This is a genomic window from Aerosakkonema sp. BLCC-F183, assembly GCF_041929145.1.
Classification (GTDB): domain Bacteria; phylum Cyanobacteriota; class Cyanobacteriia; order Cyanobacteriales; family Aerosakkonemataceae; genus Aerosakkonema.
The window spans coordinates 45,164-70,327 of record NZ_JBHFNU010000023.1 but is presented as its reverse complement, the minus strand read 5'-3'; the positions used below and the strand labels follow the sequence as shown (position 1 = coordinate 70,327).

At 43.2% G+C, this 25,164-nt stretch carries 23 protein-coding genes and 1 pseudogene; 14 read left to right on the top strand and 10 right to left on the bottom strand.

Annotated features, from left to right (window positions below):
- Positions 1–181: 181 nt before the first annotated feature.
- Positions 182–1,210 (bottom strand): succinate dehydrogenase/fumarate reductase iron-sulfur subunit, encoded by a 1,029-nt coding sequence (locus ACE1CD_RS06605; RefSeq protein WP_374795263.1) that lies wholly within the window; start codon positions 1,208–1,210, stop codon positions 182–184.
- Between the two features lie 689 nt (positions 1,211–1,899).
- On the opposite strand from ACE1CD_RS06605, the gene ACE1CD_RS06600 reads away from it, so the two are divergent.
- The 10 genes from ACE1CD_RS06600 (at position 1,900) to ACE1CD_RS06555 (ending at position 12,968) form a co-directional block, all read left to right on the top strand.
- Positions 1,900–2,334 (top strand): AbrB family transcriptional regulator, encoded by a 435-nt coding sequence (locus ACE1CD_RS06600; protein WP_374822561.1) that lies wholly within the window; start codon positions 1,900–1,902, stop codon positions 2,332–2,334.
- Between the two features lie 113 nt (positions 2,335–2,447).
- Positions 2,448–3,284 carry a lysostaphin resistance A-like protein gene (locus ACE1CD_RS06595; RefSeq protein ID WP_374822558.1) on the top strand — a complete coding sequence of 279 codons (837 nt, stop codon included), beginning with the start codon at positions 2,448–2,450 and terminating at the stop codon, positions 3,282–3,284.
- A 112-nt stretch (positions 3,285–3,396) separates the two neighbouring features.
- A complete protein-coding gene (locus tag ACE1CD_RS06590) occupies positions 3,397–4,185 on the top strand; it encodes a GTPase domain-containing protein (RefSeq protein WP_374822555.1) in 789 nt (262 codons plus the stop codon).
- Positions 4,182–5,045 carry a hypothetical protein gene (locus tag ACE1CD_RS06585; RefSeq protein WP_374822552.1) on the top strand — a complete coding sequence of 288 codons (864 nt, stop codon included), beginning with the start codon at positions 4,182–4,184 and terminating at the stop codon, positions 5,043–5,045. The genes ACE1CD_RS06590 and ACE1CD_RS06585 overlap by 4 nt, the downstream gene beginning before the upstream one ends.
- The gene (locus ACE1CD_RS06580) at positions 5,032–5,949 is read left to right on the top strand and encodes a hypothetical protein (RefSeq protein ID WP_374822550.1); all 918 of its coding nucleotides are present in this window, start codon (positions 5,032–5,034) and stop codon (positions 5,947–5,949) included. The genes ACE1CD_RS06585 and ACE1CD_RS06580 overlap by 14 nt, the downstream gene beginning before the upstream one ends.
- Before the next feature lie 14 nt (positions 5,950–5,963).
- On the top strand, positions 5,964–8,120 hold the full coding sequence (locus ACE1CD_RS06575) for a hypothetical protein (RefSeq protein WP_374822547.1): 2,157 nt from the start codon (positions 5,964–5,966) through the stop codon (positions 8,118–8,120).
- Positions 8,117–9,223 carry a hypothetical protein gene (locus ACE1CD_RS06570; protein WP_374822544.1) on the top strand — a complete coding sequence of 369 codons (1,107 nt, stop codon included), beginning with the start codon at positions 8,117–8,119 and terminating at the stop codon, positions 9,221–9,223. Before ACE1CD_RS06575 ends, ACE1CD_RS06570 begins: the two co-directional genes overlap by 4 nt.
- Before the next feature lie 324 nt (positions 9,224–9,547).
- Positions 9,548–10,849, top strand: a complete 1,302-nt coding sequence (locus ACE1CD_RS06565; protein ID WP_374822542.1) for a hypothetical protein — start codon at positions 9,548–9,550, stop codon at positions 10,847–10,849.
- A gap of 3 nt (positions 10,850–10,852) precedes the next feature.
- A complete protein-coding gene (locus tag ACE1CD_RS06560) occupies positions 10,853–11,233 on the top strand; it encodes a hypothetical protein (protein ID WP_374822539.1) in 381 nt (126 codons plus the stop codon).
- 124 nt (positions 11,234–11,357) lie between these two features.
- The gene (locus ACE1CD_RS06555) at positions 11,358–12,968 is read left to right on the top strand and encodes an AAA family ATPase (protein WP_374822537.1); all 1,611 of its coding nucleotides are present in this window, start codon (positions 11,358–11,360) and stop codon (positions 12,966–12,968) included.
- 80 nt (positions 12,969–13,048) lie between these two features.
- Here the strand turns inward: ACE1CD_RS06555 and cbiE are convergent, their stop codons facing one another.
- The 4 genes and pseudogenes from cbiE to ACE1CD_RS06535 all read right to left on the bottom strand — a co-directional run bounded on the left by cbiE (position 13,049) and on the right by ACE1CD_RS06535 (position 16,423).
- Positions 13,049–14,290, bottom strand: a complete 1,242-nt coding sequence (gene cbiE / locus ACE1CD_RS06550) for a precorrin-6y C5,15-methyltransferase (decarboxylating) subunit CbiE (RefSeq protein ID WP_374822535.1) — start codon at positions 14,288–14,290, stop codon at positions 13,049–13,051.
- Positions 14,291–14,348: 58 nt separating this feature from the next.
- Entirely contained in the window at positions 14,349–14,999 is a 651-nt protein-coding gene (locus ACE1CD_RS06545) for a cobalt-precorrin-8X methylmutase (protein ID WP_374822532.1), read from the bottom strand.
- 31 nt (positions 15,000–15,030) lie between these two features.
- Positions 15,031–15,483, bottom strand: a pseudogene (locus tag ACE1CD_RS06540) (RNA-guided endonuclease InsQ/TnpB family protein); the annotation flags it as partial.
- A gap of 157 nt (positions 15,484–15,640) precedes the next feature.
- Positions 15,641–16,423: a DUF1868 domain-containing protein gene (locus ACE1CD_RS06535; RefSeq protein ID WP_374795249.1), complete on the bottom strand. Its 783-nt coding sequence runs from the start codon at positions 16,421–16,423 to the stop codon at positions 15,641–15,643.
- A 185-nt stretch (positions 16,424–16,608) separates the two neighbouring features.
- Here ACE1CD_RS06535 and holA point away from each other — a divergent pair, with 185 nt between their 5' ends.
- Both holA and ACE1CD_RS06525 read left to right on the top strand, forming a co-directional pair.
- Positions 16,609–17,589 (top strand): DNA polymerase III subunit delta, encoded by a 981-nt coding sequence (gene holA / locus ACE1CD_RS06530; protein WP_374822529.1) that lies wholly within the window; start codon positions 16,609–16,611, stop codon positions 17,587–17,589.
- Between the two features lie 93 nt (positions 17,590–17,682).
- Positions 17,683–18,168: a DUF4168 domain-containing protein gene (locus tag ACE1CD_RS06525; RefSeq protein ID WP_374822527.1), complete on the top strand. Its 486-nt coding sequence runs from the start codon at positions 17,683–17,685 to the stop codon at positions 18,166–18,168.
- 22 nt (positions 18,169–18,190) lie between these two features.
- Here the strand turns inward: ACE1CD_RS06525 and ACE1CD_RS06520 are convergent, their stop codons facing one another.
- Positions 18,191–18,805, bottom strand: coding sequence for a helix-turn-helix transcriptional regulator (locus ACE1CD_RS06520; RefSeq protein WP_374822524.1), 615 nt, complete (start codon positions 18,803–18,805; stop codon positions 18,191–18,193).
- A gap of 541 nt (positions 18,806–19,346) precedes the next feature.
- Here ACE1CD_RS06520 and psb32 point away from each other — a divergent pair.
- The gene (gene psb32, locus ACE1CD_RS06515; RefSeq protein ID WP_374795245.1) at positions 19,347–20,072 is read left to right on the top strand and encodes a photosystem II repair protein Psb32; all 726 of its coding nucleotides are present in this window, start codon (positions 19,347–19,349) and stop codon (positions 20,070–20,072) included.
- Here psb32 and ACE1CD_RS06510 read toward each other — a convergent pair.
- From ACE1CD_RS06510 to ACE1CD_RS06495, 4 genes are all read right to left on the bottom strand, one after another.
- Entirely contained in the window at positions 20,069–20,452 is a 384-nt protein-coding gene (locus ACE1CD_RS06510; protein WP_374795244.1) for a DUF4346 domain-containing protein, read from the bottom strand. The two genes, psb32 and ACE1CD_RS06510, sit on opposite strands and share 4 nt — an antisense overlap.
- Positions 20,453–20,607: 155 nt before the next feature.
- On the bottom strand, positions 20,608–21,819 hold the full coding sequence (locus ACE1CD_RS06505; protein ID WP_374822522.1) for a GNAT family N-acetyltransferase: 1,212 nt from the start codon (positions 21,817–21,819) through the stop codon (positions 20,608–20,610).
- 41 nt (positions 21,820–21,860) lie between these two features.
- Positions 21,861–22,565, bottom strand: coding sequence for a RibD family protein (locus tag ACE1CD_RS06500; protein ID WP_374822519.1), 705 nt, complete (start codon positions 22,563–22,565; stop codon positions 21,861–21,863).
- Entirely contained in the window at positions 22,547–24,766 is a 2,220-nt protein-coding gene (locus ACE1CD_RS06495; protein WP_374822516.1) for a Piwi domain-containing protein, read from the bottom strand. The genes ACE1CD_RS06500 and ACE1CD_RS06495 overlap by 19 nt, the downstream gene beginning before the upstream one ends.
- Before the next feature lie 105 nt (positions 24,767–24,871).
- On the opposite strand from ACE1CD_RS06495, the gene ACE1CD_RS06490 reads away from it, so the two are divergent.
- On the top strand, positions 24,872–25,057 hold the full coding sequence (locus ACE1CD_RS06490) for a hypothetical protein (RefSeq protein WP_374822513.1): 186 nt from the start codon (positions 24,872–24,874) through the stop codon (positions 25,055–25,057).
- Positions 25,058–25,164 lie beyond the last annotated feature (107 nt).

Genomic DNA, 25,164 nt, shown 5'->3' with positions numbered 1-25,164 from the left:
CAAAAACAATGAAATATGTATTGTGTAGGGGCGAAGCAAGAGGGCGACAATCGATCGCCAGAAGCAACAATTTTTATGTCCTCTTGCTTCGCCCTGCCGAGGTTTCTATACAAATACACATCTTATTTCTTTTGTCAACCTTTTTTACTGGACTGGCGCTCTAGCCCCTAGCCCCTAACCCCTAACCCCTCTTCTCCTCCAGTTCCCGAACAGATTCAATTAACGATCGCACTTGTTCAGTACCGGCAGAAGGTTCAAATCCCAAGGGAAATTTGCCTGCGATCAGCATCCGCAATCCCAAAGGCCCCAAACTAATCAGTCCTTTGATATCTTTAAAAGAGTTACCGACAACCTGCAAACCAAACTTGCGTTCGTCAATCCAGCCACCTTGTTTAACCAGTTCTACCAATACTTTACGGTGGCGAATCGATCGACTGTCTTGCTCATTCTTGCGAGCGAGAATTTCATTTTTAATTTCGCCAATGCGATCCATCGGCGCTACATCCATCGGACATACTGCGTTGCAGTAAAAACAGCGGGTGCAACCCCACACCCCCTTAGTACCTTGATTGTATTCTTCTAGACGAGATTCTGTTCGATCGTCGCGAGAATCTGCTACCATTCGATAAGCTTTAGCTAAAGCGTGAGGCCCGACAAATTCTGGGTTGACTTCGCGGGCATTGCATTCGGAATAACAAGCGCCACAAAGGATACAATTGCCTGTGCGATCGAGTCGCGATCTCTCTTCCGGTGTTTGCAGAAATTCCCGTTCTGGAATTTGTCTGGCGCGAGTACTCACGTAAGGCTCGACTGCCTCCAGGTTATCCCAAAAACTGCCCATATCGACGACCAAATCTTTAATCGTTGGCATATTGCCCATTGGTGCGATCGTAATTTCTGGTATCGATTCTGGTAATATATCAGCCGGATCTAAATTTGTCGCAGTAGCGGTAACCTGTTGCAGACGAGCAAGTTCGCTGCCAACATTTTCTTTACAAGCTAACGCCGATCGACCGTTAATTCGCATACCGCAACTGCCACAAATGGTATTGCGGCAATTTTTGCGAAACGCTAAACTGCCATCTTGTTCCCACTTGATACGATTCAGGCAATCTAGGATTGTATTCCCCGCTTCTACATCCAGCTGATAAGTCTGAAAGCTAGGGCCAGTATTCTCGTTCTGCCTGAAAATTTTAAAAATAACTTGCATTGTCTGGAACCTTATGTCAATATTTAAATCCGCAGTAGCCAAAAGCACCTTTTTTCTAGAGCTAGCTGTGCCACTATTTCTAGTGTAAGCTCGAACATCTCTACTCCGGCCAAGCACAGCACAATTTAGTTTGATTGGCAAGGGGATACTGCTTTTTTTAATTAGCCTCTACGAGCCACACTAGAAGTATAGATTTATCTGTTTAAGTAAATCTTCTTCAAGATAGATTTTTATTTTTCAAATGTCCCAAAAAGTAATGAAATTTGGCTAAAAGAGGAGGAAAGTTACTTAGATAGCTGAGCAACCCCTAACTTGAGTGGTGAGGTAGATAGAGTTCAGCCACCTTCAAAACGGCTGTTTCTCCTGCCAACTATTCAGACATCATTAAATCAGAGGTTGTTTCTCCTCGTTGAGAGCAGTAAATCCATCTTTGCAGACATTTACTCCAAATTTTGTAACGGGATGTATCTTTTTGGGGGAAAACCTGCTCGATCGCCTTTGTCGAGAAGCACTACAAGGGTCAAACGTCGAGTCTGGAATTACCAAAGCACAAAAAAATATTTAATTTCGAGTATAGTTCGCTCGAAATAGTTGCCAAAATACCCACATTTAAGGATATATTCTTTATAGGGCTAAACTTGACACCCTAATCTATTAACTAAGCTAAAAAGCGTAGTTTTCACAAACAGATGACTGAAACTGCAACAGCACCACTAACAGGAAAGGCGCTTCTTCAAAAAGTAAAAGAACTTTCCCACTTACCCAGGCGCGAAACGGCAAAGCGCTGCGGGTACTACTCGGTATCGAAAACTAACCAGGCCCGCGTTAATCTGACAGATTTTTATGACGCTCTGTTGGCGGCGCGGGGTATTCCTCTCGATCCGGAAGGATCGAAAGATGGTCGCGGTCGCGAAGCGACTTATCGGGTTAGCGTCCATAAAAACGGTCAGATTGTGATAGGCTCAACCTATACGGAGTCAATGGGATTAAAGCCCGGTGATGAATTTGAAATAAAACTGGGCTATAAGCACATTCACTTGATCCAAGTTGATGCAGATAAAAATGGGTCGAGGAATGGTAAAGTAGGAGGCGAAGAAGGCGAGGAAGGCGAAGAAGAGGAATAAAAATCCCAATCGCACTTGACGCTGATTCACTGACACCAAAGCAAAGGGGGCAGTTTGATTGCTTCTTTTCAACCTGATGTTTCAAATCCCCTTATTGATGCGGTGCAGTGGCAATGAACCAATTTGAGCGAACAGTTGGGGCAGTGCTATTATTCGTCGTTGAAGCTCCAGCACTTTTGAGGGCGATCGCTTTTTTGTTAGTGTGGGCGATATGTTGGTTGCCGATAGCTATTCCTATGGCGATCGCACTCAAATGGCATCCGTCGAAACCATTGGAGGCAAAGCAAAAGTTGCCTTTATTGGCATCCCTTTACCTAATTGCGCCTCTATTATTATGGGGAATAGCTGGGGTGGAGGGGGTCTCCTTCTCAAATTATGGTTTGACACTGAACCCTAGAATTTTATTTTCTATGGGGTTGGGTCTTGGGGGAGGAGCGATCGGCATTGCGATCCTATTTGCTATACAATCGGCGTTAGGCTGGGTTGATTGGCAGATAGAAAAAGATGCAAAACTCTTACAAATTCTGCTCACTACCCTGCTAATAGGGTTGTGGGTAAGCGGGACAGAAGAGTTAATTTTTCGCGGTTTCCTGCTGAACGAACTTCAGCAGGATTATTCTATATGGATCGCAGCGATTATTTCCAGTTCGATCTTTGCCTTGCTGCATTTGGTTTGGGAAAGTCGGGAAACTTTACCTCAATTACCGGGACTGTGGTTGATGGGGATGGTATTGGTATTGGCGCGGTTAGTAGATAATGGTAGTTTGGGTTTAGCTTGGGGATTGCACGCGGGTTGGATTTGGGGTATTGCTACTATTGATACAGCTAAATTGGTTAAATATACTGATAAAATTTCGCCTTGGATAACAGGTTTGTCGGAGAAACCTTTGGCGGGGGTAATGGGAATTTTGTGTTTGTTGGCAACTGGGTTGGTGTTGATGAGAATTTGAGAAACCCGGTTTCTTAGAGAAACCGGCTTTGTGAACTGATGAGTGCGTATTATCACAGACCGAAAGTGAGAACCAGTGGTAAAATAGCCGCAAGTTTCGGGTGTGGTGCTGGATGAGCGTGGTGGTGATAGGCGATCGAGCCGTAGGGAAAACAAGTATGGTGCTGGCGTTGGCTGACTCCAGCCGCAGTCAGTGTGTCAAAGTAATCAGCCCAGACTATGAAAGTTTGAAAGAAGATTGGGTTGATCATAAAGAAGGTACGATGATACCTACGGATAGCCCGGTGGAGAAACCTTTAAGATTGAACGTCACGCTACCAAGACCAACAGGCGATATAGATGTTCAACTGACAGACACTCCTGGTGAACTGTGGGAAAATAAAGAACTACAAAAAGTAATGCAGGCAGCGTGGCAGGGACTTAAACAAAAAGTAAGCAAAAGTCGATATGTTATCCTGCTTTTAGATCCTCATCGGGACTTGATTCAAACCAGCTTGCTCAATTCTGCTACTGAGCCAGTTAATCGAGATGACCTTCAAAAACCTGATGCTTGGAGAAGAAGATTCGCTCTATGGTTAGAGTTTTTTAACCAAGAGGCTAAAACAGTCAAGCAGATTCTAATCTGCATTAATAAAGCAGATCTATTTTGTAATCTTAAAGATGAAAGTGAAAGATGGCAATTTAATCCGTCGGGAAACAATGATTGGGCTGGTCATATTGGACGTATTCGCCGGATTTATTTTTCTGTTGCTCAGGATCTCATCCAGGAATATAACTCCAAAGCGAACGGGCCATCGAAGCTGAGTTTCTTTATTACTACGAAGGAAAATCGAAGTATGTTAGAAACGCCTTGGCTTTATTTAGCTGCGTACATTGCACAAGATATGAAAGGTGGAAGATGACCGGAACAGCAATTTGTCTTATGGGACCGCGAGCATCTGGCAAAACGACTTACCTTGCTTCCTTAGTGGCTATTTCTCTGAAAGAGCGGCTTTCAGGTGTGCAGATAAGACCTAGCGGAGCAGCCGTAGATAAACTTAAGGATTTAGTTGTAAATTTTATTAAGGAAAAAATTAATGTACCGCCTACGCCTCCTGAAGAAGAAATTAGCTACCGATTTGATATCGAATTTACGGCTGTTAAAAGAGTTCCTAAAAACACCAAGTTAGAGTTGAGTATAAAAGATTACTCTGGAGAAAGATTGAATGATTTGTTTAAAGATATAACTAAAGAACAATTGTCTACGAATCAAAAAAAAGAGTTACAAAATTTTCTTGATGATTGTTTTAGGGTCGATCGCTGGCTGGTAATGCTAAGTGAGTGGGAACCCGGAAAGGACAAAGAAGTTTATGAACCTATTTTTGAGAAACTATGTAACGAAATTGATGGTAGGCAAAAGAAAAACAAAGCAATTAGAGGATTGAGGATCGCAGTTGTGATGACCAAGTGCGAAAGAGGAGAAATTTGGACAGGACGCCTCGAACCCGAGGAAGACCTGTTCAAAGTCCGATTGCCAAGCACCTACAGTTTGTTAAAAAGAAGGCTGATACCAAACGAGAGGTTAAGATTCTTTGCGTGTTCATCTTTTGGTGTGATGGGCGATCGCGACCCGCGCCCTAATCGGTATATTAATGATAATGATGGTACTCCAGCCGAGTATCGTTGCGTTCTCCAAGATTATCAGCGATGGCAGCCCTATGGTGTTATTGCACCGCTTTATTGGCTAACTACAGGTCAGGAGTTGCAGAATGAATGCCTTTAAGTTGCCTCTGAATCTGCAAGGCAATATGGAAATCCGTATGATCGGGGATCGAGGTGCTGGCAAAACCACATTTTTAGCAGCCTTAGTCTACTGCTGGAAAAGGACAGATTATTATGATGGGCCTATTTTGTCAGTTGAAGCTTTTGGCCAAGCTTCACAGAAATTGATTGACAAAGCCCAAGACTTTCTGGAAGATGGACGGCCTACACCAGCCAGCGATCTATATGATAGTGAGAATCCCGATCGGCTCCCACCACTGTATAACTTTTACGTTAATCTAAAAGCGAAGCTTTTTGCCCATCCGCTAGCTTGGATATTAAAGAAACCCATCAAGCTCACTGTAGCTTGTAGAGAATATCCGGGAGAGCTATTCTCAGAATTAAGAGAACTTCTTGCTCCTCAAAAGCCTATCCTTAATCAATACTTAGATGACTGCGCCAAAGCTTCCGGTTTAATGTTGTTAATTGATGGTACATCCAGATTAGACAAAGATTATGCTGAAACCCTAAAAATTTTGTTGAAGGAACTCAACCTTCGTTGGGCTAACAACCGCAATAATATGAAATTAACCAGAATAGCGGTAGTATTTTCCAAGGGCGAACAAGATGATGTTTGGGTTCGTAGAGACAACCTAGTTACTTTTACAGACCTCAACTTTCCTAAAACCAAAGCTATTTTGCAAGACTGGTGCCAATCTAAAAATTGTGCAATTAATTATTTCACTTGTTCGGCATTTGGGATGATGAATGATCCGCCGGAAGCAAATGTTAGAGAAGTGAAAAGTGATCGCGGGGGAACCTATGGAGTAATTAATAGAAAAGACTTCTGGAAACCCTTTGGTTTAGTTGCGCCGATTTACTGGCTGCATACTGGTAAAGATAACCGCCAATTGCGAGAAATTTAGGAATTTAAGGAAATATGGTGTACGGACAAATGTCAATCGATTACCCCTATACAAGCGACAATAAATTCAAAATTTATGAGTTTTCAAGAGGCTTTCACCGACGAGAAATAGACGGTCAGTGGGTGTCAGGAGGATATGCCGAACTAATTGCCCAAGAAAGTTACTCAGTGCCGGAAGAAATTCAAAGGGCTGTTGCTCAAGGTTACTTTAAAATTAAAAATGGTTATGCTCCTAACCCGGGTGATAAAGCCCTAATTGCTAGGGAATTCAAAGAATACTCTGTCTTGGCAGTAGCAACTAGGGAGAGAGATGACAAAGCGCGTTATCCAACTGGATACCGATATTTTTGGCTGATCAAATCACAGATAAAAGCAATAAATTCAATATCACGCGAGCCATCAGATATAGAAAATGAAAGTAGAAAATTAGATGGAGTTCGCACTCTACTAGAGTGGTGGATTGAAAATAAAAAACCTTGTTTCCAAATGAATCCTAACGCTAAAAAAGCTGAAAAAATAAATTTTTATTACGATCGATTCTATGTAACTTTTAACAAAAGCGCCTGTCATCAAAACATTGGGCTTGACCTAATTTATCAGGTTGATAAATTAGGTCAAACTCTGCTAGTTTGGGAAGAAAGTAGAAATAGTGCAGATATTAATTACGAAGAAATTCATTCTCTCGCTTTACAGGCTAACTACAATAAGCGTCCTATTTATTGGGCGGCCAACGTGCGTCGTCTAGAACATCCACAACGATTTATTGCTATTCATTGTGCCGATAAATCAGCTGTACAGGCTATAAAGACAGACATTGAAAAGGCTGGAGCCGCAGCGGAAAAATCACTTTTTCTGTTAGATGAAACACCTCAAGAAAAAATACAATCGGAAAATAACGCTCCAGAGCGAGTTAGAGGAATTCTGGATGAATTTGCTCAAAACCCTTCTCCCGAAACCGCTAAAGGTGTAGTCGAATGTTTATCTGGTGAATACGAATGGGAGAAAATATTTAGTGTTAAAGATGGGGAAACCCAAAATAACATACCTGTTGAATTAGTTAGATATAAAGCTTTAGAGCCAATCTTAGTTCCCGATCGATTATGGGAATGGTTATCATGGGTAAGCAAGAACAAAAAATATCAAAAAAATTCTATTGAATCGCAAAAAATACTTGGAAATTTTATTAAAAGTCGTCCTATTAATCACGAACAATTTGTCAATTTTATCCATAGAGGTATTTCAAGATGCCTAGTTGAGTTAACAAATAGTAATAAACAATACGATCGAAGTATTAAGTGGTTGCTGATTCAAGAAAAGGATAGCCTGTGGAAAATTAATTTCAAAGATTACAGCAATAAACTGCTACAAAAACTAGAAAAAATTGCTAATAATCAAACCGATCAAATAAAAACAAATGAGGATATTTTCTTTACCAAAGTATTTAGTGCCTTAGAAGAATGGAAAAATGACAAGGAAAAACAAAAAAAACCGGAATTTAGGAGTATAGCTAAACTGCTTAGGTCGGTCGAGCCTACATTGTCGGCTCTATTTTATCATCTAAGTCAAAAATCTGTTCCTCAAGATGTAAATAGAAAATCCAATCGTGTACTTGTAAATAAATTGCTTGATGTTTCAAAAAAAACCAGCAAAAAATCGAAAATAAACCCTTTAGTGATAATGAATCTAATTAGCATTTCATTTATTATAATAATTATAATTATTACGATATCTAATGCTAATAAAATAGAATTGAAATTACCATCACTAGATGCAGCCTTATCATCTCAAAAAGTGATAGAAGATGATTCATACAGATATGGTGATACATTCAAACAAAGTCTAGAAAAAAATAGAAAAATTCTGGCTCTAGTGCTAGAACAAGAAATAAAGAATATCGAAGCTCTTAAATCTAAGAAAACAAAGGAAGATAAAAAAAATATTAGAGATAGCAAAACATACAATTATATAAAGGATACATTTTTACCAAATCCAAAAATAGAACAAGAATACATCGATGTTCAGGTAGAATTCGTTCTTAAATATTTACTAAAAAATTTCCAAGAAACTCACAAAAATTATTATGAAATTAGGCAACCACTTTCTAACTGTAAAAATCAACCAGGAAAATTTAGGGATTGTGTTAATGATGAGGCGAAAAAGTTAGGTTTATGATGAGATATTTCCTCTTCACCATATCCGGCATTTTCTCCACCCTATTTGGTTGGGGAATCAGCCAATTTGTCCTCGATTTTTTGAGATCCCCCATCGATGAAACTCTCCCCATAAAAGCGGACTTTATCATCCTTCCTTTTGTCGCCGCTTCTCTCGCCGTCGCCATTGTAATTGCTGAAATTTTTTCCAGTAATCCCACTCGCCATAAAGCTAATTTCCGAGTATTACCGCCTTATTTTTGGAGTGCGTTGCTGACGGGTGTGGGTGCGGGTTTAGCAGCTGCTATCTTTAATTTCATTCTCTACCAAACACCAGCACCAGATTGGATGGTTAGGGTTATCGTCTGGAGTATTATTGGTTTGTTTACTGGGGTGGGTGAGGGATTTAGCTGGCGGTTTCGCAGTATTGAAGGCGGTACCGATAAGGCGAAACAACGAATTTGGAAGTCAACTTGGTTTGGTTTGGGTGCGGGTGTAGTGGCGGCGGGGATTGTGGAATTAATTCGCGATCGAATAGAATTAGGTGGATATGAAGATCCGGCAGGATTTTCTATTTTGGGATTTTCTCTGGGTTTGTTGTTGAGTTTTGCTACTTCTCCCAGTTATTTAGCTGCTTTGAGGGCGGGGGAGGGTTTTGAGGCGATCGATCCTAAGTATGGTGGGAATAGGGAAAAAGCTCTATTAAAAAATAGTCAACTTAGATTTGTGACGATGGATAGAAATTTTGAGGATGACGATGACGATGAGGATGAAGATAATGATGAAAATAATAACACAAGAAACAATGGGATTGTAATCGAGGAAGGTTTATCTATTCAATTACCATTTGAAATTAAAAATCCTATTGTTATTGGTTCTAGAGATGATGCGGATATCTGTATCCCTAATTTACCCAAAAAATCTGCTACTTTGCAAATAGAAGGGAGAAATTTTGTGCTGAAATGCAATGTGGAAGGCGCAGTTCAGGTGCAGCGATCGCCCCTTTCCAAAGGTGGGAAAGTCACTTTAAGACACAATCAGATATTGACATTTTACCATAAAAATAATAGTGATAAATATTATCGATTTGTATTTTATAACAAGTTTCTCGATCCGCAGGCTTAGGGGTGGGAGATGGGGATTTTTTTTACCACAGATGAAGACAGATGAACACAGATATAATGGAGAAATATTTGAAATGGCTTTGGCGAATGACCCGCCAGGGGTTAAAATCCCTGCGTCATAGCGAAAGTCCGTTAAAACGGAATAGAGTAGATGTATATATAGATCCCCGACTTCTTGAAGAAGTCGGGGATCTGAGGTAGATGTAGATCTCGGACTTCTTGAAAAAGTCGGGGATCTGAGGTAGATGTAGATCCCCGACTTCTTAAAAAAGTCGGGGATCTGAAGAAGTCGGGGATCTGAGAATTTAACCATGAATAATGAACCATGAACAAATTGAAAATAATTGCCCTTTCGACTTTGTTGGGAATAATACCGCTGGGATGTTCTAAAGTAGAATTAGATAATAATCGCTGTGAAAATACATCAGATAATAACATCTGTATATATCGCGTTACAACCAAAGCAGATACGGTTACTTTAAGGGTGAAGGTTTTGGATAACGAAAGAGTTCCGATCGAAGGTTTGAATAAAAATAATTTTATAATTAATACTACTAACGGAAAAGGAGAACCTGTCAGATTAAATCCATCAGAAATAACTTTACTTTCCTCCGAACAATCTAAACCTGACCCCGCTAAGTTGGTGATGCTGTTGGATATGAGTGGGAGTATGAAAAATAAAGATTCGGCGGGAATTAAAAAGTTGGATGGTGCGGTAGGTGGGGTGCGAGAATTTATTAATGAAGTTAGTGGAGATAAGTGGGATGTGCGGATCTCTCTAGTTCCTTTTGGGGAGGGATGTCAGAATAGCTTTCCAGTTAATGCAAGTGTTATAGATGAAAATTTCCATCCGTCTTGGAGTCCCGATTTAATCCAAAAATTAGATAAATTAGCTGAAGTTGATGTTTGTGCTTGGACTAATATATACGATCCGTTGGGGGAAGCTGTCAAGTATTTGGGAAATCTCCAGCAAGATAAAAATGATAAGTCACCGCCACCGAGATTAGCTGTTATTTTACTTTCAGATGGGTATGATGTGACGAACGATCGCCGCGATGAGTCAGAAAGATTCGATCGCCTACTTGAAGTTTTTCGACAATACCCAAAAGTGACAGTTCACACGATGGGATATGGGGAGAAGTTGAAGGAATTACGCGATCGCATTGGATGTCCTCTCAGGGATAATGAACTTACTGTCGAGAATTTGAAAAAATGTCGTAGTAATATCGATAGTTATATTGTAGATGAACCTCGCTTAAAACAAATTGCGGATGCGACTCGCGGAATAAACGCTTTTCCCGCCAATGCTAAGGCGGTAGCAGATGATTTGCGAAAATTTTTAAGCACTTTGCGCGAATATGAAATCGAATATAAACAACCTGGTGCGCGTCGCAGCGGTAATTATCAAGTTACCGTATCGGTAAACTCACCATATCGCGGTTTAAGAAATGTTAAATCCGAGCCAAAACCTTACCGCTTAGATACTTTTGATTATATTGCTCTCCCCTTACCAGAGCGCTTACCCATTCTGGGAAGTATCCTAATCTTAGGGTTAGTAACGATGATACCATTTATATGGTGGAGCAACCAATTGAAAGATTCATCTTTTCGCAACTTAAATTCATAAAAAATGCCCGAATACGTCGCCGTTATCAAAATTCCCAATCGAGAAATCCGATTATCTGTCACCCTGACAGGTACTCACGAAGACTATCCTGAAGACTATTTTCGCTTAGAAAAACACCAATCTCTTTTGCGCCAACATCTCCAAGAACAAGGTATCTATCAAATTGAAGACGCGCAGTTAAAAAAATTGATCGATGAATGGATTGGCGATATCAAAGAAGGAAGGAAATATAGCGCGATCGCACTCGATTTACCCCCAGATGCGATGACCCCTCCCCCAACTCCAATTCCCCCTAATGCTAAACCTAGCGACATTTTTGATTATCCACCTAAATCATCTCCCAGTATATCTTATGAAAGTGATATCAATCAAGCCGAATTTTAGCATAAGAAAACCCCACCCCCCGACCCCCTCCCCGTCTACGGGGAGGGGGAGGAAGAGGAAGGAAAGTTAAAATTATAATTATATCTGTCTTGATCTGCTGTAAAAAATAAATCTTTTTACTTTTATGCAAATCCCACTTCCTTATCAAAAATGCCAACAAGAATTAGAAGACTTACTCCGTTCCCAATATCCTCTAATTTTCCTCCGTTCCGCCGAAGAAACGAGAGCAGTAAATTGCGCGATCGCATCTCATCAATCCCTCACCTATTCCGCTGATATCCCCGATGGCGAATTAGCCAGATGGAGCAGCAATAATGGTTTCCAAAAACGTACCGGAGAACCGGGAAAAGCTGTTTGGGAAATCATCTCTTCTCCCCTCCCAACTAAAACCGATCCCATCCAGCACGCCCTTAATTTCTTAGCAGAAAGATTAGAAAAACAAGCGATCGAAAATTCTGCCCAACAACATACATATATATTACCAGATTGGTCAATTTTTGTCCAGTCAAATACTCATCTTTTAGCGCGACAATTGAAAGAATTAATTATAGCGATCGACCAAAAAAGACCCCGCCCTAGAATGAGTTTAATTGTCATCGGTTCCGATTGGCAAATTCCCCCTATTCTCCGCAACAGCATTCACATTTTAGACTTACCGCTTCCCAGCGGTGAAGAATTATATCAAGATGTATTTAGAGTCGCCGTTTCCAAATATAATCTCCCCGATGAAGAAGCCAGACGCCTCGCAAAACAAGCACAAGGAATGCCATTGCAAGCTGCTAGCCAAACTGCTAAATTAATTACTACCAGAAATCTTTGGGAATATCCCAGTCAAGCGGGAGAATTAATCTTAGAAGTGAAGAAACAAGAAATTCGCAAAACAGGAGTTTTGGAATATTTCGACCCGCAAGGACAGGGATTAAATGAAGTAGGCGGATTGCAAAATATTAAAGATTGGATCGGAACTCGCCAACAATGGTTCGCGCAAGATGTTCACCCACAAATGCGACCGCGTGCTATACTATTGGAAGGATATCCCGGCTGTGGAAAAACTTTCATTGCTAGAGCGATCGCACAACAATGGCGCGTTCCCCAAATCTACTTTGAAATATCTCGATTGCAGTCAAAATGGGTAGGCGAATCAGAAAGTAACACCTTCCAAGCATTAAGAGCGATCGAAGCTTCCGCACCCAATATTCTATTTATGGATGAAATCGAAAAAGCCTTTGCTGGAATAGGTGGCGATACCAGACAATTCGGCACTTTTCTATCTTGGCTCAACGAACATCAATACCCTATCTTTTTTATCGCTACTTCTAATAATAGAATAGCACTACCAGCCGAACTATTTCGCGCTGGCAGATTTGACGAAATTTTTATTATTATGCCACCCAATACAGAAGAACGTCGGGAAATTCTTTTCAAACGCGCTGCTGCCTACAAACTGCCACCTATACCTGCAAATATAGTAACATTTTTAGTAGAAAATAGCAAGGGATTTTCTGGTGCAGAATTGGATAAACTGGTAAAAGAAGCCAAATATTTAGCTGGTTTTGGTAAACCACCCACAGATAGTCACTGGCGACAAGCTTTAAAACAAATATCTCCTCAATATCGCACTCAGAAAATGCAGGAATTATTGCAAAATTATCGCCAACATTTAGAAGCAGGAGGTGGAAAAGCTGCTTCGGTAATAGAAGTAGGTTTCTGGGAAAGTTTGATGGTTAATAGTTGATTGTCGATCGTTCGTGGGTTAAACCGATCGCACCAAGTACCAACGCGGCGTCGAACGCTTGGATAGAATTATAGAATACTTCATTTCTTCCTAGCCGTTATAATCGTGACGGGATTTAAAGGCGCAAACCGAGTCAAAGATCCTACAGACACCGATCGCGATAGCTGCACTTGCAATAACTGGTAATTCCAACCAGTCTCGCTCAGCCACTTGACAGCCATATTCAAATGTTCTATAGTAGCTAAAGCCAACACCAAAACTCCACCTGGATTTAGTTGACCCCCGCAAATACCCAAAATTTCAATTAAATTACCGCCACTACCACCAATAAAAATGCGATCGGGCTGTGCTAAGCGATACAAAATATCGGGAGCTTTGCCGTGGATAGAAATGACATTGCTGACTTGAAACCGGCGACAATTTTCTTCAATAAGCGCGGTGCCAGCAGATGTCTTTTCAATAGCATATACTGAAGAAGTGGGAAATAAGCGAGCAATCTCAATCGATACAGAGCCAGTACCCGCTCCTACATCCCAAACTGTTTGCCCCGGTTGTAATGCTAGTTCTGCTAAAATGAGAATGCGAATTTCTCGCTTGGTCATCAACCCCGGACGATCGCTAAAACTGGCAAAACTAGAGTCCGGCAATCCCAGCATCGGTAAGCTTTGTAAATTCAATTGTCCGGCAGTTAATTCCTTTTGACGAAGTAAAACCACCACATTCAGCGGTGCAAATGTTTCCTCCAGCACATCTGCGATCGGCAAACACCGCACTCGTTCATCAGCACCGCCCAAATTTTCGCAGATCCAAAATTCGGATTGGCTGGGTAAATCTAAAGATAGCAAAAGACGAGCGATCGCACTAGGACTGTGAGAATCATCCGTCAGCACCGCAATTTTGTCTGCACCTTGCTGCAACGCCAGGATAAGCTCGTCAAAAGCGCGTCCGTGAACGCTGATGGCGATCGCATCTTGCCAAGGAACTTTAATGCGATTGAAAGCTAATTGAATAGAACTGAGATGAGGATGAAAAATCAGCACCTCTGAGGGAAGTTCCATCAGCAGCAGACGCCCCAAACCAAAAAATAAAGGATCGCCTGTAACCAAAACTACAATAACTTCATCAGTAGACAGGCGCTGGCGAATTTGACGAATTGTGACCGTAAAATCGCCCAATGGGATGCGATCGGCCCAATGATCGGGAAAATAACTGAGGTGGCGATCGCTTCCCACCAGCACCGTCGCCCGATCTACAATTTGTCGTACCGCATCTGTTAATCCAGTTGCTCCATCCAAGCCAATTCCGACAATATGCACCGTCATTTGGATTTTAGATTTTAGATTTTAGATTTTGGATTTTGGATTTTTTGGCTCTCCCGTTTCAATCTGAAATCTGCAATTGAAAATTTTCAATTCCTCTGCTGTCTTGCTCCCAAGCTAATACGATTAAAGCATTCAGGATGGCGGCGGCAACAGTCGAGCCGCCCTTACGACCCTCTACGCAAATTTGAGGAACGGGAGAACTAGCAAGTGCCGCTTTTGACTCTACCACGGAGATGAAGCCGACGGGGGCTCCAATTACCAAAGCTGGTTGTATCGATGTCGATCGCAACTCAGTACAAAGAGCCAATAAAGCCGTCGGCGCATTTCCAATTACAAAAATCGCTTCTGGAAATTCCTGCCGGCATTGCAGCAAACCCGTTTCCGTGCGGGTTTTTCCCGGCAGAGCTTCCTCTGCCTTTTCCACCGCACTAATAACAAGGTTGCCAAAGGTTTGCGCCACCAACCCGGCAATCCCTTGTTTGACCATCCCGACATCTGTAACGATCGGCACGCGATTGTGGATAGCGGCAATTCCCCCTGCAATTGCTCCCGGACTGAAGCGGATGAGATGCTTGAACTCAAAGTCAGCCGTGCTGTGGATTACCCGCCGCACGATCGCGTATTCAGCCGGATTAAAGTTGTGGGAGCCGATTTCGCGGTCAATTACCGCAAAACTTTGCTCCATGATGGGATGGATAGGCAAACTCATCGGAATTTTAGATTTTGGATTGTAAAGTGAACTACCGACACTGATCTGACGGTACAGTGTGGGCTTCCTGCCCAACAGAAAGCGCAGTAGTGGATTTCTTGCGTCCTCCCCTACTACGACTTACATCTGGACAACAGGCTTTATCCCCCGTTCCAGAGGTCAAAATTCGTAGTCCCTCATCTCTGAGGTTAATACTTGCATTGATATCCCTGTCGTGTTTAGTTTGGCAGTTTTCACAAGTCCAAAATCTTACATCAAGAGGTAAACTACCAATTTGGTTAAGACACACATGACAGGTTTTTGAACTAGGGAAAAATCTATCAACTTCTAGATAAATCTTCCCTGACCTTTCTGCCTTGTATTTAAGCATTGTGCAAAACATTCCCCATCCTACTTGATGAATGGATTTAGCCAAACAATGATTTTGCATCATGCCCTTCACATTAAGATTTTCAACCACAATCACTTGGTTTTCGTTAACTATCACACAATATTATTCGTTTCCGACCTGTTCTCCTCCCTCGCCTGTCGGCATTGGTCGGAGAACCGTCGTCAACTCACCCGCCATTCATCCCACGCTGCCGTACCCGTGTCAGACGTGGGGCTTCTGTCGGTTTAAGCTAAAATCTCAAATTTAAAATCTAAAATTCGAGTACTGGCCAGTCAGCTTCGCGGTAGTAGCGCGTCATATCATCGAACTTCCGCAGTTCAGCTCTTTTGACGACCAGTTCTGGGGGATTTTCCAGCCATCGCTGATTGAATTGGGAGAGGGTGGTGCTGAGGCGATCGCGGTCTAGATCGGGCGATACCTCGCCAAAATACGCCAGAGTGACGTGAGCTGTAAAATGGTACTGCTGTTCGATTCCCAAAGCAATCAAATCGCGATTTTGATACATCGCTTGGCGCAGTTTGACAATGCGATCGTAAGATGACTCATCTGCCGGCAACAAATAAACTGCCAGGGCTCTCGGCATCAACATCAACCCCAGCAACTGCCATCGAATCGGAATTCCTCCGCCCACCAGGGGTTGGGAGTGCTGAAAGATTTGTCCGATCGTATGCCGCAACTGCACCTGAAAGTCAGGATTTTCGTTGGCGTCCCGGTAAGCGCCGTCCCATATTAAGTCTGCTAAAGTTAAATGAAAGCTTGCGGGCGGCACTGCGACCAACAGACCTGGGTCTAATTCGTGCAAAAGTTGCTCTTGGCAATCCTTTAAGTGTGTATAAAAAGCAATATTTTCCGAATCTTCCTCTGAAGGCGGGGTGATCGTCGTATAACCGGGAAACGAAACAGCCTGGAATCCACCCTCTGGAAGCGGCTTAAACTTTGGCGATTCCTGAATGTATTGTACTTGGGTTCTGTAAGTTTCCGGTAGCATCATCCGTGCCACCCGATTTAAGTAAGTTTGATAATTCTCGTCCAACCTTGATAGCCTCGCGTATTAACTGGGATAGATTTTAGGTAGCTGTCAGAGTTATTGTCAGTTGTCAGTTGTCAGTTGTCAGTTGTCAGTTGTCAGTTGTTAGTTGTTTTTTTACGACCGCTGATTGATGACAAGACCGATGACCGATGACCGATGACCGATGACCAAGGATCAACGTACTCTTTATGCCAATTTACCTCTACTGGGGCGAAAATGATTTCGCGCTCGAACAAGCTGTTACCAAGTTACGGAAATCTGTACTCGATCCGCAATGGGCTAGTTTTAACTATGACAAAATATCTCCCGAACAACCAGATGCAGCGATCCAGGCTTTAAATCTAGCCATGACGCCGACTTTTGGGGCGGGTCGGCGTTTAGTCTGGTTGGTAGATCCTACCCTGTTCCAGCACTGTTCGGAAGACTTGTTGGCAGAACTGGAGCGCACTTTGCCCGTTATACCGGAATCTTCCGTTCTCTTGATCACAAGCCGCAACAAACCGGATGGCAGACTTAAGTCTACCAAGCTAGTCCAAAAATATGCCGATAGCCGCGAGTTTTCGCCGATTCCGCCTTGGAAGACAGACCAAATCGTACAGCAAGTCAGAGAAGCTGCACAAGAGGTTGGGGTGAAGCTAACTGAAGATGCGATCGAATTGTTGGCTGACTCAGTTGGTAACGATACGCGGCTACTATTTGGCGAATTGAAAAAATTGCAGATGTTCGGAGCCGGTGTCGCACAAGCGCTCAATGCCGATGCTATAGCGGGACTGGTGACCGCTAACACCCAAAATAGCTTGAAATTAGTCGCTGCTATTCGTAGTGGCGATACAGCCAAAGCGTTGGGGTCAGTCGCCGATTTGATTAATCGCAACGAGCCAGCTTTAAGAATTGTGGCGACGGCGATCGGACAATTTCGCACTTGGTTATGGGTGAAGCTGATGATGGATGCAGGAGTGCGCGATGAGAAAGCGATCGCCGCCGCCGCAGAAGTCAGCAACCCCAAACGCATTCACTTTCTGCAACAAGAGGTCAGATCTGTTAGCTTGCAAAAACTTTCTGAGACTTTACCCGTACTGCTAGAGTTGGAAGTCAGCCTCAAGCAAGGGGCAGAGCCAACGGCTGCCCTGCAAACCGCAGTGGTACAACTCTGTCACATCTGCAAATAGTCGGTCATCACCCGAATGGTGGAACTTCACAGCCCTAAAATAATTCAAAACAATTGAACCCATCAGTGCGCTAGTTCTCGAACTCATCCAACCATGACGAACTCTTCTGTTGAAATTTCTCGACTTTACCGAAACCGGATGCTATCCAAATCGATCGTTGTGGCTTTGCTCTCCACGGTGGGTTTGCTCTGCTCAGTAACTCCCGATCTGTCTGCCAGTACCCCGACTCTGATGTTCAGTTCTGCGGCTACAGCGCAAGCGGTAAGCGATGATGAAGTGAGCAGGTTTGCTCGTGCTGGCTTTGCAATAGAAAAAAGGCGTCAAGCTGTTGTTGAAGAAATAAAAAACAGAACGGGTGGAAGCGTTCCCGATATTACCTGCTATCCGCCAGAAAGACTGGAATCTCTCGATCCCAACATCCGGGATGAAGTGAAAAAGTTCTGCGATTTTTCCAGACAGACTATCCAAGCAAATCAATTTTCTGTTGGGCGCTTCCTTGAGATTCGCGATAGCCAAAATTCCGATTCGACGCTCAAGCAACGCATCGATCTCGAATTGCTGCGACTGCAATCTCGCTAATAGCATATAACTCGTCAAATGTCTACATTTCCAAATCAGAGAAAGCCTTTCGCTTGGCATGAATATTCTTCATGTGCTTCTTGACGGTATTGAGCGTAATATACAGTTTATCTGCAATCTCCTTATAGGAGTAATTAGATCGATAAAGTAACCAAACCTCGCCTTCGCGCGGCGTTAAATTGTATAGGTAGGCATCGTTAATTACTATCCTCTGGAGGGACTGCTGCCGATCCTCCAGAGTTACCAACAAGCAAGGACGCTCGATTTGCTCTAACTTCAGCCATCGCACCCGTACTCGAAAATTTACTGAGTCTCCCTTGGAGATTTCCGACTCGATTGTCAATTTGCGATCCGGAAATAAATCGCGACTCTCGATGAGGGATTGGCAAACACGCCAAATTTCCTCTGGCACCAAGTTGTGTTTGTCGCTGACTTTGCCAAGTCGATCGCAAATCTTTGTGGCAGTTTGATTTGCGTGTAGCAATTCCCCTTGCTCTGTTAAAATCAAAATACCGTCAATAAACCCTTCCAAAACGCCTTTTAAAAAGTAAGAAGTCTCGATATTCTGTAAAAAAGCAATTTTTGACTGTTTTGCTGGAATATTTGGTATTGCTGGGGCAGTTGTCAAAGCTTTCATTGCTAACCTCATCAATTTCCTTCAGACACATAGGACAGATGGTCGTTTGAGAAATGCACCCCAGTGTTACTACTTACCCGTTATTCCTTGATAATGGATTTATTTAAATTACAAATCACCCGGACTCGTGAATATACTTACCCTATGACACTTTCATATCCGCTCCCAGACTGACTGCCGATCTCTGGAACTTCTGGCTTGTTTTTGCTCGGGCTGACAACCAATTTTGCAACTGTCTATCTAGGTGGGTGTACGTCGCAATTCTAGTCTACGTAAATTTACTTATAGGGTTTGAGATAGTCCGCGAAGTTTTGGTTAACCTCATTCTTAACGATGTTAGAGACTTCATTGCGGAAATTGAGAATTTTATTGTCTAAGTTGACATGGATGCGGTTATGCAGATCTTTCACCACATTATTAACCAATAAAGCTAAAAAGCTAGACCGCCTCACCGAGAACCGGGAATTTGTTAAGGCATACTGCGAAAGTCTGCCCCCTTTCTATAGTATTTTTTGGAAAAGCCAGATTTTGATTTCGTGCTATGACACAGCTCTCATACCAAATTTCCAACTGGAGAAAATCTCTCCTGGGTCTGATATTATCGGTGATGTTGATATTGGCGGCGGACGTGCTGCTGGCAACACCCGCTTTTGCCACAAGTCTGTATGAAATGCCGACGCTCACAGCAGGCTCGAACACTTGGGCGATCGACAAAGCAGAAGTTTTGAGTCGCCTCACTGAAGGTGAGCTTAGCACTTCTCTGGAGGATTTAGCCAAGAAAAGCGGGTATGAAGTGCGGATGGTAACGATTCGCCACCTTGATTATGATGTAACCATCGAAAGTTTTACAAATCAGCTGTTTGAAAAATGGTTTCCGACTCCAGAGGCGCAAGCCAATCAAATTTTGCTGGCGATCGATGCCGTTACCAACAACACGGCAATTCGTACCGGAGACAAGGTAAAATCCGTCATGTCCGATGAAATTGCCCAAAGTATAGCTTCCGAAACCGTAGGAGTGCCGCTGCGACAAGGCGACAAGTACAATCAAGCTTTGGAGGACGCGACAGTTCGCCTGGTTGCCGTATTGTCCGGTCAACCCGATCCCGGCCCACCGCAGGTAATCGAAAACGTGCAGGCAGAACGTACATTTAAAACCGCAGAAGAAACTGACAAAGGCAGTTCTACTGTCTGGGTAATTGGGTTATTAATTGTCGCCACTGTCATCCCAATGGCAACTTACTACTGGTATCAGTCGATGGGTTCTTAATCCTGAACGTACTCTTTAGCGGTAATTAACGCCATCTCAGCCCGAAGAAATTCTCGCCCCAGATAGGCGGCGTGATCCAGAAGCGTAACTGGAGTGGGCTGAGTTTCCTCAAAAATTGTGACGCAAATTTCCTTTGCGGTTCTGCCAGTATACAAGGTGGTCTTAGTGCGTTCCACCTTACCGCGTGCGGGAATAACTTTCCCGGTTTCCGGGTCAACGGCTAAACCGCGATCGTCAATGACATTGGTATAATGCTTAGCACAAATTAGTCCCGCATCCCGATCCAAATAGATGATGAAATATCCGCCCGGATCGAGCTTGATATCGCGCTTAGAAAGATTGTCATCAATTGCAGCAAGAGATTCAGCAGTTTTATTCATTTGCACTCAAAAATTCGATCGATCCCTTAAGAATTAATTGTTATTCACTTTCGAGCAGTTAAACCAGTCTATTTCTAGTTTAGAATCCCAGGCGACCGAACACTCTCTCTTTGTGAGTAAAACGAATGGTTACCGGAGTACAAAAATCAGCCAAATTATCGCGTTTCTAAGTCCGCGTTAAGTTGAGGCTCGCGACGGCTAAAAGGTATATCCTGGTTAACGGCGTCGATTTCCTGCTGCTCCATTTCATTGACTTGGCTGATGTAAGAGCGCAGAATTTGACTCAGACGAGGATGATAAAAGCGGTGCAAACTGTGGTTGGCGGTAGCAGGAAAGCCACGGCGTTTTTTGTGGCGTCCGCCCGCACCTGGGTCAAAAGTTTGGATGCCGTGGGCGATCGCCCATTCAATTGGGGTATAGTAGCAAGCATCGAAATGCAGGCAGTCAATTTCTTGGGAAGAACCCCAGTAGCGTCCGAACAGGCGATCGCCTTTGGTGATACAAAAAGACATACCGATCGGATGATGGGGATTTTGTGCTTCGTTGTAAGCGGCTACAAGTAATACTCGGTGTCGGTATTTGGGATAAAGTTGTTCAAAAAATCGCTTTGTGAGGTACTTGCTTCCCCACCAACCAAACTTGTCGCAATGGTCGCTGTAAAAGTGGTACATCTGGCTGAGTAGCGACTTGGAAATTTCTTCGCCCGTGACTGTGTGAAGTTGCAAACCCCCTTCTGTGACAGCTTTGCGTTCCCTTTTGATGTTGCGGCGCTGATTGGCGTTAAAAACGGCCAAATAATCGTCAAAAGTCTTAAAACCTTTGTTTTGCCAAATATAGCTGTGGTGCAGCCAGCTGGTGAAACCGTGCCGTTCCATTACGGGTCGCCATTCCGGGTCAACATAGAGGAAATTGCAGCCGGAGATGCGGTTGCGATCGCAAAAATGGTCGATCGCCGCTACCATTAATTCCGTTAGCTCATCTTCATCCTCGCCGGGAGCGATTAAAAAGCGATATCCTTCCGCAGGGGTAAACGGCGTCATTCCCAGGAGTTTCGGGTAATACTGCACCCCCAATCGCTGAGCTAAATCTGCCCACTGGTGATCGAAGACAAACTCTCCGTAGCTGTGACCTTTGATGTAAAGTGGAGCGGCGGCAACCAGCTGTCTATCTCGCCATACCGTCAAATGTTGGGGAAGCCATCCAGTTTGCGCCTTTGTACTGCCAGAAGTTTCCATATTGTTGAGCCATTCCCATTCCAGAAATGGGGTATTCAGCGGCATTGCCAAGGCGTCCCACTCTTGTTGGGGAATTTCGTCGATGCGGTTAATCCAGTTTACGGAATAGCGGGGCTTGAGTTGTTCTACCATTGCGATCGGCCCTGATCGAGCATTGCAACATTTAACGTAATCTAATTTTTCGATCTTTGCAGGCGATAGTGCAAAAATACCTCCCCCTCAACCTGTTCGACGGCTAAAAGTTGGAGGCGAGGAGCCAAATCCTGTGAAAATCCCGCCCCTTCTACTGGTGTCGGTGCAGTTGCTCCTCCTAATATTAACGGACAAACCGTCAGCCACAATTCATCAATTAAATTTGCCGCCAGCAACGATGCTACCAGTTCGCCGCCACCCAAAACGGCCAATCTTGCCAAACCCAACTCTGCCATTTGCCCAAAAGCTGCCACAAAGTCAATTCCGCCTTCTGATGTTTCCATAACCAAAATCCGCTCAAATTCCGGGCGTTCCTGCCAAAACTGAGCGCTGCTAGCCGTGGTGAGCAACCAGCGAGGTACTGGCTGACGAAAGAAACGAATTTGCGGGTCAATCTTTCCAGAACGAGAACAAACAATTTGTAATGGTTGTGGCGGTTTGTTTTGCTGTTCTCGTTGTATGAGTAGCTGAGGGTTGGAAACGCTCAGTGTTGTTCCGTAGGCGCGTAGCGTACTGGCACCAAATATTACCGCATCAGCTAGAGCGATTTGTTTTTCTAAATGTGCTTTATCGGCTGGTGAACCAAAGCGTGCGGGAGATGCCTTGGCATCAGTAATTTTGCCATCGGCAGTCATAGCTAGAACAACAGTAGTGTAAGGGCGATCGATCACAAAAACCACAGACATTTGTCTTGCTGAATCCCCACTGGTATCAATCCCTCCAACGCAAATTCAGCTGCTCGATCGGCATAATACGTAGTAATCGGTAAACGAATAGTTTGAGTAGTACCAACCTGCATTTCGCTCAACCAATAAACTTGCTCTGCTAAAGTGAGTAAATCCGTTTCACCCAGTCGGCGACGAATTCGCAGGGGACGGGGAGAACTGTTGGGACTAACTTTAGCTTCGCGATCGCCTGTGGTCAAAATTACTGCTTCATGGCGACAATGTTCCCATCCCCAACCTTTTTGGGGATTCGTGTAGGGATTTTCAACACTCTCCGGATTCCATAAAACAGCTCTGCACGTTCCTGATTTTATCACTTCCACGACATCCAGATATTTTAGACCTTCATCTGCCAGTTGCGTTTTCAACTCAGAAATTGCTTGAAATTCTTCATCTTGTACTTTACCGTCGCGGTGAATTACTAAATGTTGGAGAGGCAGATGAAACTGATGGCGATATAAACTTACCAAGTCCATTAATAGATTTTTCAGTTTTTCGCGATCGAATGTTTCTCTAAAAGCTTGAAACTGTGCATTTGACCAACCTATCATCTGACCGCTGGCGTCTATAAAAAAAGCTGAAGCGCCTACCGCCACATTATCTTTTCTGCCAATATCCAATCCGATAAAGGCTTGGGCTGTTCCTGGCATTTCGTTCAGTCGCCAACTAAGATATCCCAATTTTGCATTTATTCCCAAGATAATATTCCGAACGATAAAGTCATTCCATCTTCTATTAAGAGTAGATTTTGTAATCATCTGAGAAGGTAACTTACGAAGCACCAACTGCCGTTTGATCAGTTTATATGGGTTAACTTCTCGCGTAAAATATTCCTCCCCAGGCTTGGGAACATAGGCAATGACAAACTCGCACTCTTTTTTAAGATTTTGACAAATTTCTCGAATTTGGATTTGATTATGAGGATCGTAGGGTTGGCTAAAACGTTTCAGGTTAATTCCAAATCTATCCATTTCCTTTTTTAAGGCTTCGGTGTAGCTTAAAGCCTGAGACTCCCAAGGCTGGGGATAGAGAATAGCTGCTTTGATTTCTGCTGGTTTTTCCAACAAGTGATAATTGCCAACACCCGCAGTAGGATAAGCGACTAAAATCCGTTGGCTTTTGCCTGCGATCGCACGCTGCCCAAAGTCTAGATTTTTTGACCTTTTTCCCTCTGTAAAATGTTGCAAATTTTGGATTTCCCGTAACGACGTTGAGAAGTTAACTGGAAGATAGTTCGACAAATTAAATCTATTTTTTGTGTTGAGGAATTGAACGCTTTGAATTGCCTTAGTGACCTTTTCGGCAATTGGCCATATTTGCTCGTTAAATAAATCATTATCTACGTCTTCTCGGTCATAAAGTTGACGCAGGAGTTGAGGCATATGGGGGGCATCAAAATCTTTGTTACCGCTGGAATAGCGAACCATAAGCACAGGCGTGGATAAATTTAATAAATTGACTAATTGCTCAGTTAGGTTGTCTTTTTGTAAATGGTATTGAACAAGGCTGTTATTTCCTAATTCTACCAATGGTGTATTGATTGTTGCTTGTCCTATTGCTAAGAATTCACAGACTTTACCATCATAAGTGTGAACTAATCTGTCGCCAGGTTTGAGGTTTTCAATACCTAATTCTTCAAGGGTTAAACGCGAGTAAAACTGGCTGGCAAAATCAAGAATTAAAACTAGATGTTGATGCCAGTCTCGGATAAAGTCGAAGGTCAGATATCGCTGCCCTTCAATCAGGTTTGATGTTTGATTTGCGGATAGATTAGCAGAAGGTGCTGGGGAATAAATTCGTTTAAGTATGCGGTCAATTCTGGGAGGATTTTTAGCATTTTCAAAAGCTTTAAAAAGGGCAAAGTTACAAACTTGAAATAAAAAGTGTTCGTAGTGTTGGCTAGCTAAGTCAATTTGCTCTTGTGCCAGAATGGTGTAGCGATCGTCTTGGCTGGACAAAGGAACCGGGCTGAGAATCGCTGCATTTGAAGGGTCTGAAAGAATAGCAACTTTGTGTTTCCATTTGAGACTGCTAGTTAATTTGCCCAGTTCTCCGGGTAGCGAAGCAGCGTCAACTGCTGCGTTGAGTCTGACTCGATAGCGAAAATACGGTAGGGAAGTGATGGGTTGGGTACTGACAAAGCTTAATTCCCGAAGTGGCATACAGAAATTGCTATGCTGTGCTAAGAAATGCGGATAGTTTAGCAGACTTTCCAGTATCTAGAGTGTGGAATTTGAGGTCAGTTTACGGATTGCTCGGTTTTGCCAATGAAGATATCGAGTGCATTGCTAGGTCGAATTCTGCGGGGTGTGGCTATGTCGAGATCGCATCAAATACCCAGCCGCATCGATCGAGTTGCTTATCTGAGTATTAATACTTATGCGATCGGTAAAACTTTCCCCACACTTGTCCCACCCTTGCCGACGTTGCCAACGCCATGTGTGGCGGCTTGAAGCAAGCATTCTACGGCAAGCTCAAATAATTGTTTATACTCCAAATAGATCGAGTCTGTGTATTCTTCCTGATTTTTGCGGTTCGCATCTAAAGCATCTTGAGTTAG

Coding starts and splice junctions, on each gene's coding strand:
- ACE1CD_RS06560 (WP_374822539.1), top strand. CDS start 10,853: ATGCCCGAATACGTCGCCGTTATCAAAATTCCCAATCGAGAAATCCGA.
- ACE1CD_RS06490 (WP_374822513.1), top strand. CDS start 24,872: ATGAAGATATCGAGTGCATTGCTAGGTCGAATTCTGCGGGGTGTGGCT.
- ACE1CD_RS06545 (WP_374822532.1), bottom strand. CDS start 14,999: ATGAGTTTGCCTATCCATCCCATCATGGAGCAAAGTTTTGCGGTAATT.
- ACE1CD_RS06570 (WP_374822544.1), top strand. CDS start 8,117: ATGATGAGATATTTCCTCTTCACCATATCCGGCATTTTCTCCACCCTA.
- ACE1CD_RS06590 (WP_374822555.1), top strand. CDS start 3,397: ATGAGCGTGGTGGTGATAGGCGATCGAGCCGTAGGGAAAACAAGTATG.
- ACE1CD_RS06500 (WP_374822519.1), bottom strand. CDS start 22,565: ATGTCTGTGGTTTTTGTGATCGATCGCCCTTACACTACTGTTGTTCTA.
- ACE1CD_RS06585 (WP_374822552.1), top strand. CDS start 4,182: ATGACCGGAACAGCAATTTGTCTTATGGGACCGCGAGCATCTGGCAAA.
- ACE1CD_RS06525 (WP_374822527.1), top strand. CDS start 17,683: ATGACGAACTCTTCTGTTGAAATTTCTCGACTTTACCGAAACCGGATG.
- ACE1CD_RS06565 (WP_374822542.1), top strand. CDS start 9,548: ATGAACAAATTGAAAATAATTGCCCTTTCGACTTTGTTGGGAATAATA.
- ACE1CD_RS06605 (WP_374795263.1), bottom strand. CDS start 1,210: ATGCAAGTTATTTTTAAAATTTTCAGGCAGAACGAGAATACTGGCCCT.
- ACE1CD_RS06600 (WP_374822561.1), top strand. CDS start 1,900: ATGACTGAAACTGCAACAGCACCACTAACAGGAAAGGCGCTTCTTCAA.
- ACE1CD_RS06510 (WP_374795244.1), bottom strand. CDS start 20,452: ATGAATAAAACTGCTGAATCTCTTGCTGCAATTGATGACAATCTTTCT.
- cbiE (WP_374822535.1), bottom strand. CDS start 14,290: ATGACGGTGCATATTGTCGGAATTGGCTTGGATGGAGCAACTGGATTA.
- ACE1CD_RS06595 (WP_374822558.1), top strand. CDS start 2,448: ATGAACCAATTTGAGCGAACAGTTGGGGCAGTGCTATTATTCGTCGTT.
- holA (WP_374822529.1), top strand. CDS start 16,609: ATGCCAATTTACCTCTACTGGGGCGAAAATGATTTCGCGCTCGAACAA.
- ACE1CD_RS06580 (WP_374822550.1), top strand. CDS start 5,032: ATGAATGCCTTTAAGTTGCCTCTGAATCTGCAAGGCAATATGGAAATC.
- ACE1CD_RS06520 (WP_374822524.1), bottom strand. CDS start 18,805: ATGAAAGCTTTGACAACTGCCCCAGCAATACCAAATATTCCAGCAAAA.
- psb32 (WP_374795245.1), top strand. CDS start 19,347: ATGACACAGCTCTCATACCAAATTTCCAACTGGAGAAAATCTCTCCTG.
- ACE1CD_RS06555 (WP_374822537.1), top strand. CDS start 11,358: ATGCAAATCCCACTTCCTTATCAAAAATGCCAACAAGAATTAGAAGAC.
- ACE1CD_RS06575 (WP_374822547.1), top strand. CDS start 5,964: ATGGTGTACGGACAAATGTCAATCGATTACCCCTATACAAGCGACAAT.
- ACE1CD_RS06495 (WP_374822516.1), bottom strand. CDS start 24,766: ATGCCACTTCGGGAATTAAGCTTTGTCAGTACCCAACCCATCACTTCC.
- ACE1CD_RS06505 (WP_374822522.1), bottom strand. CDS start 21,819: ATGGTAGAACAACTCAAGCCCCGCTATTCCGTAAACTGGATTAACCGC.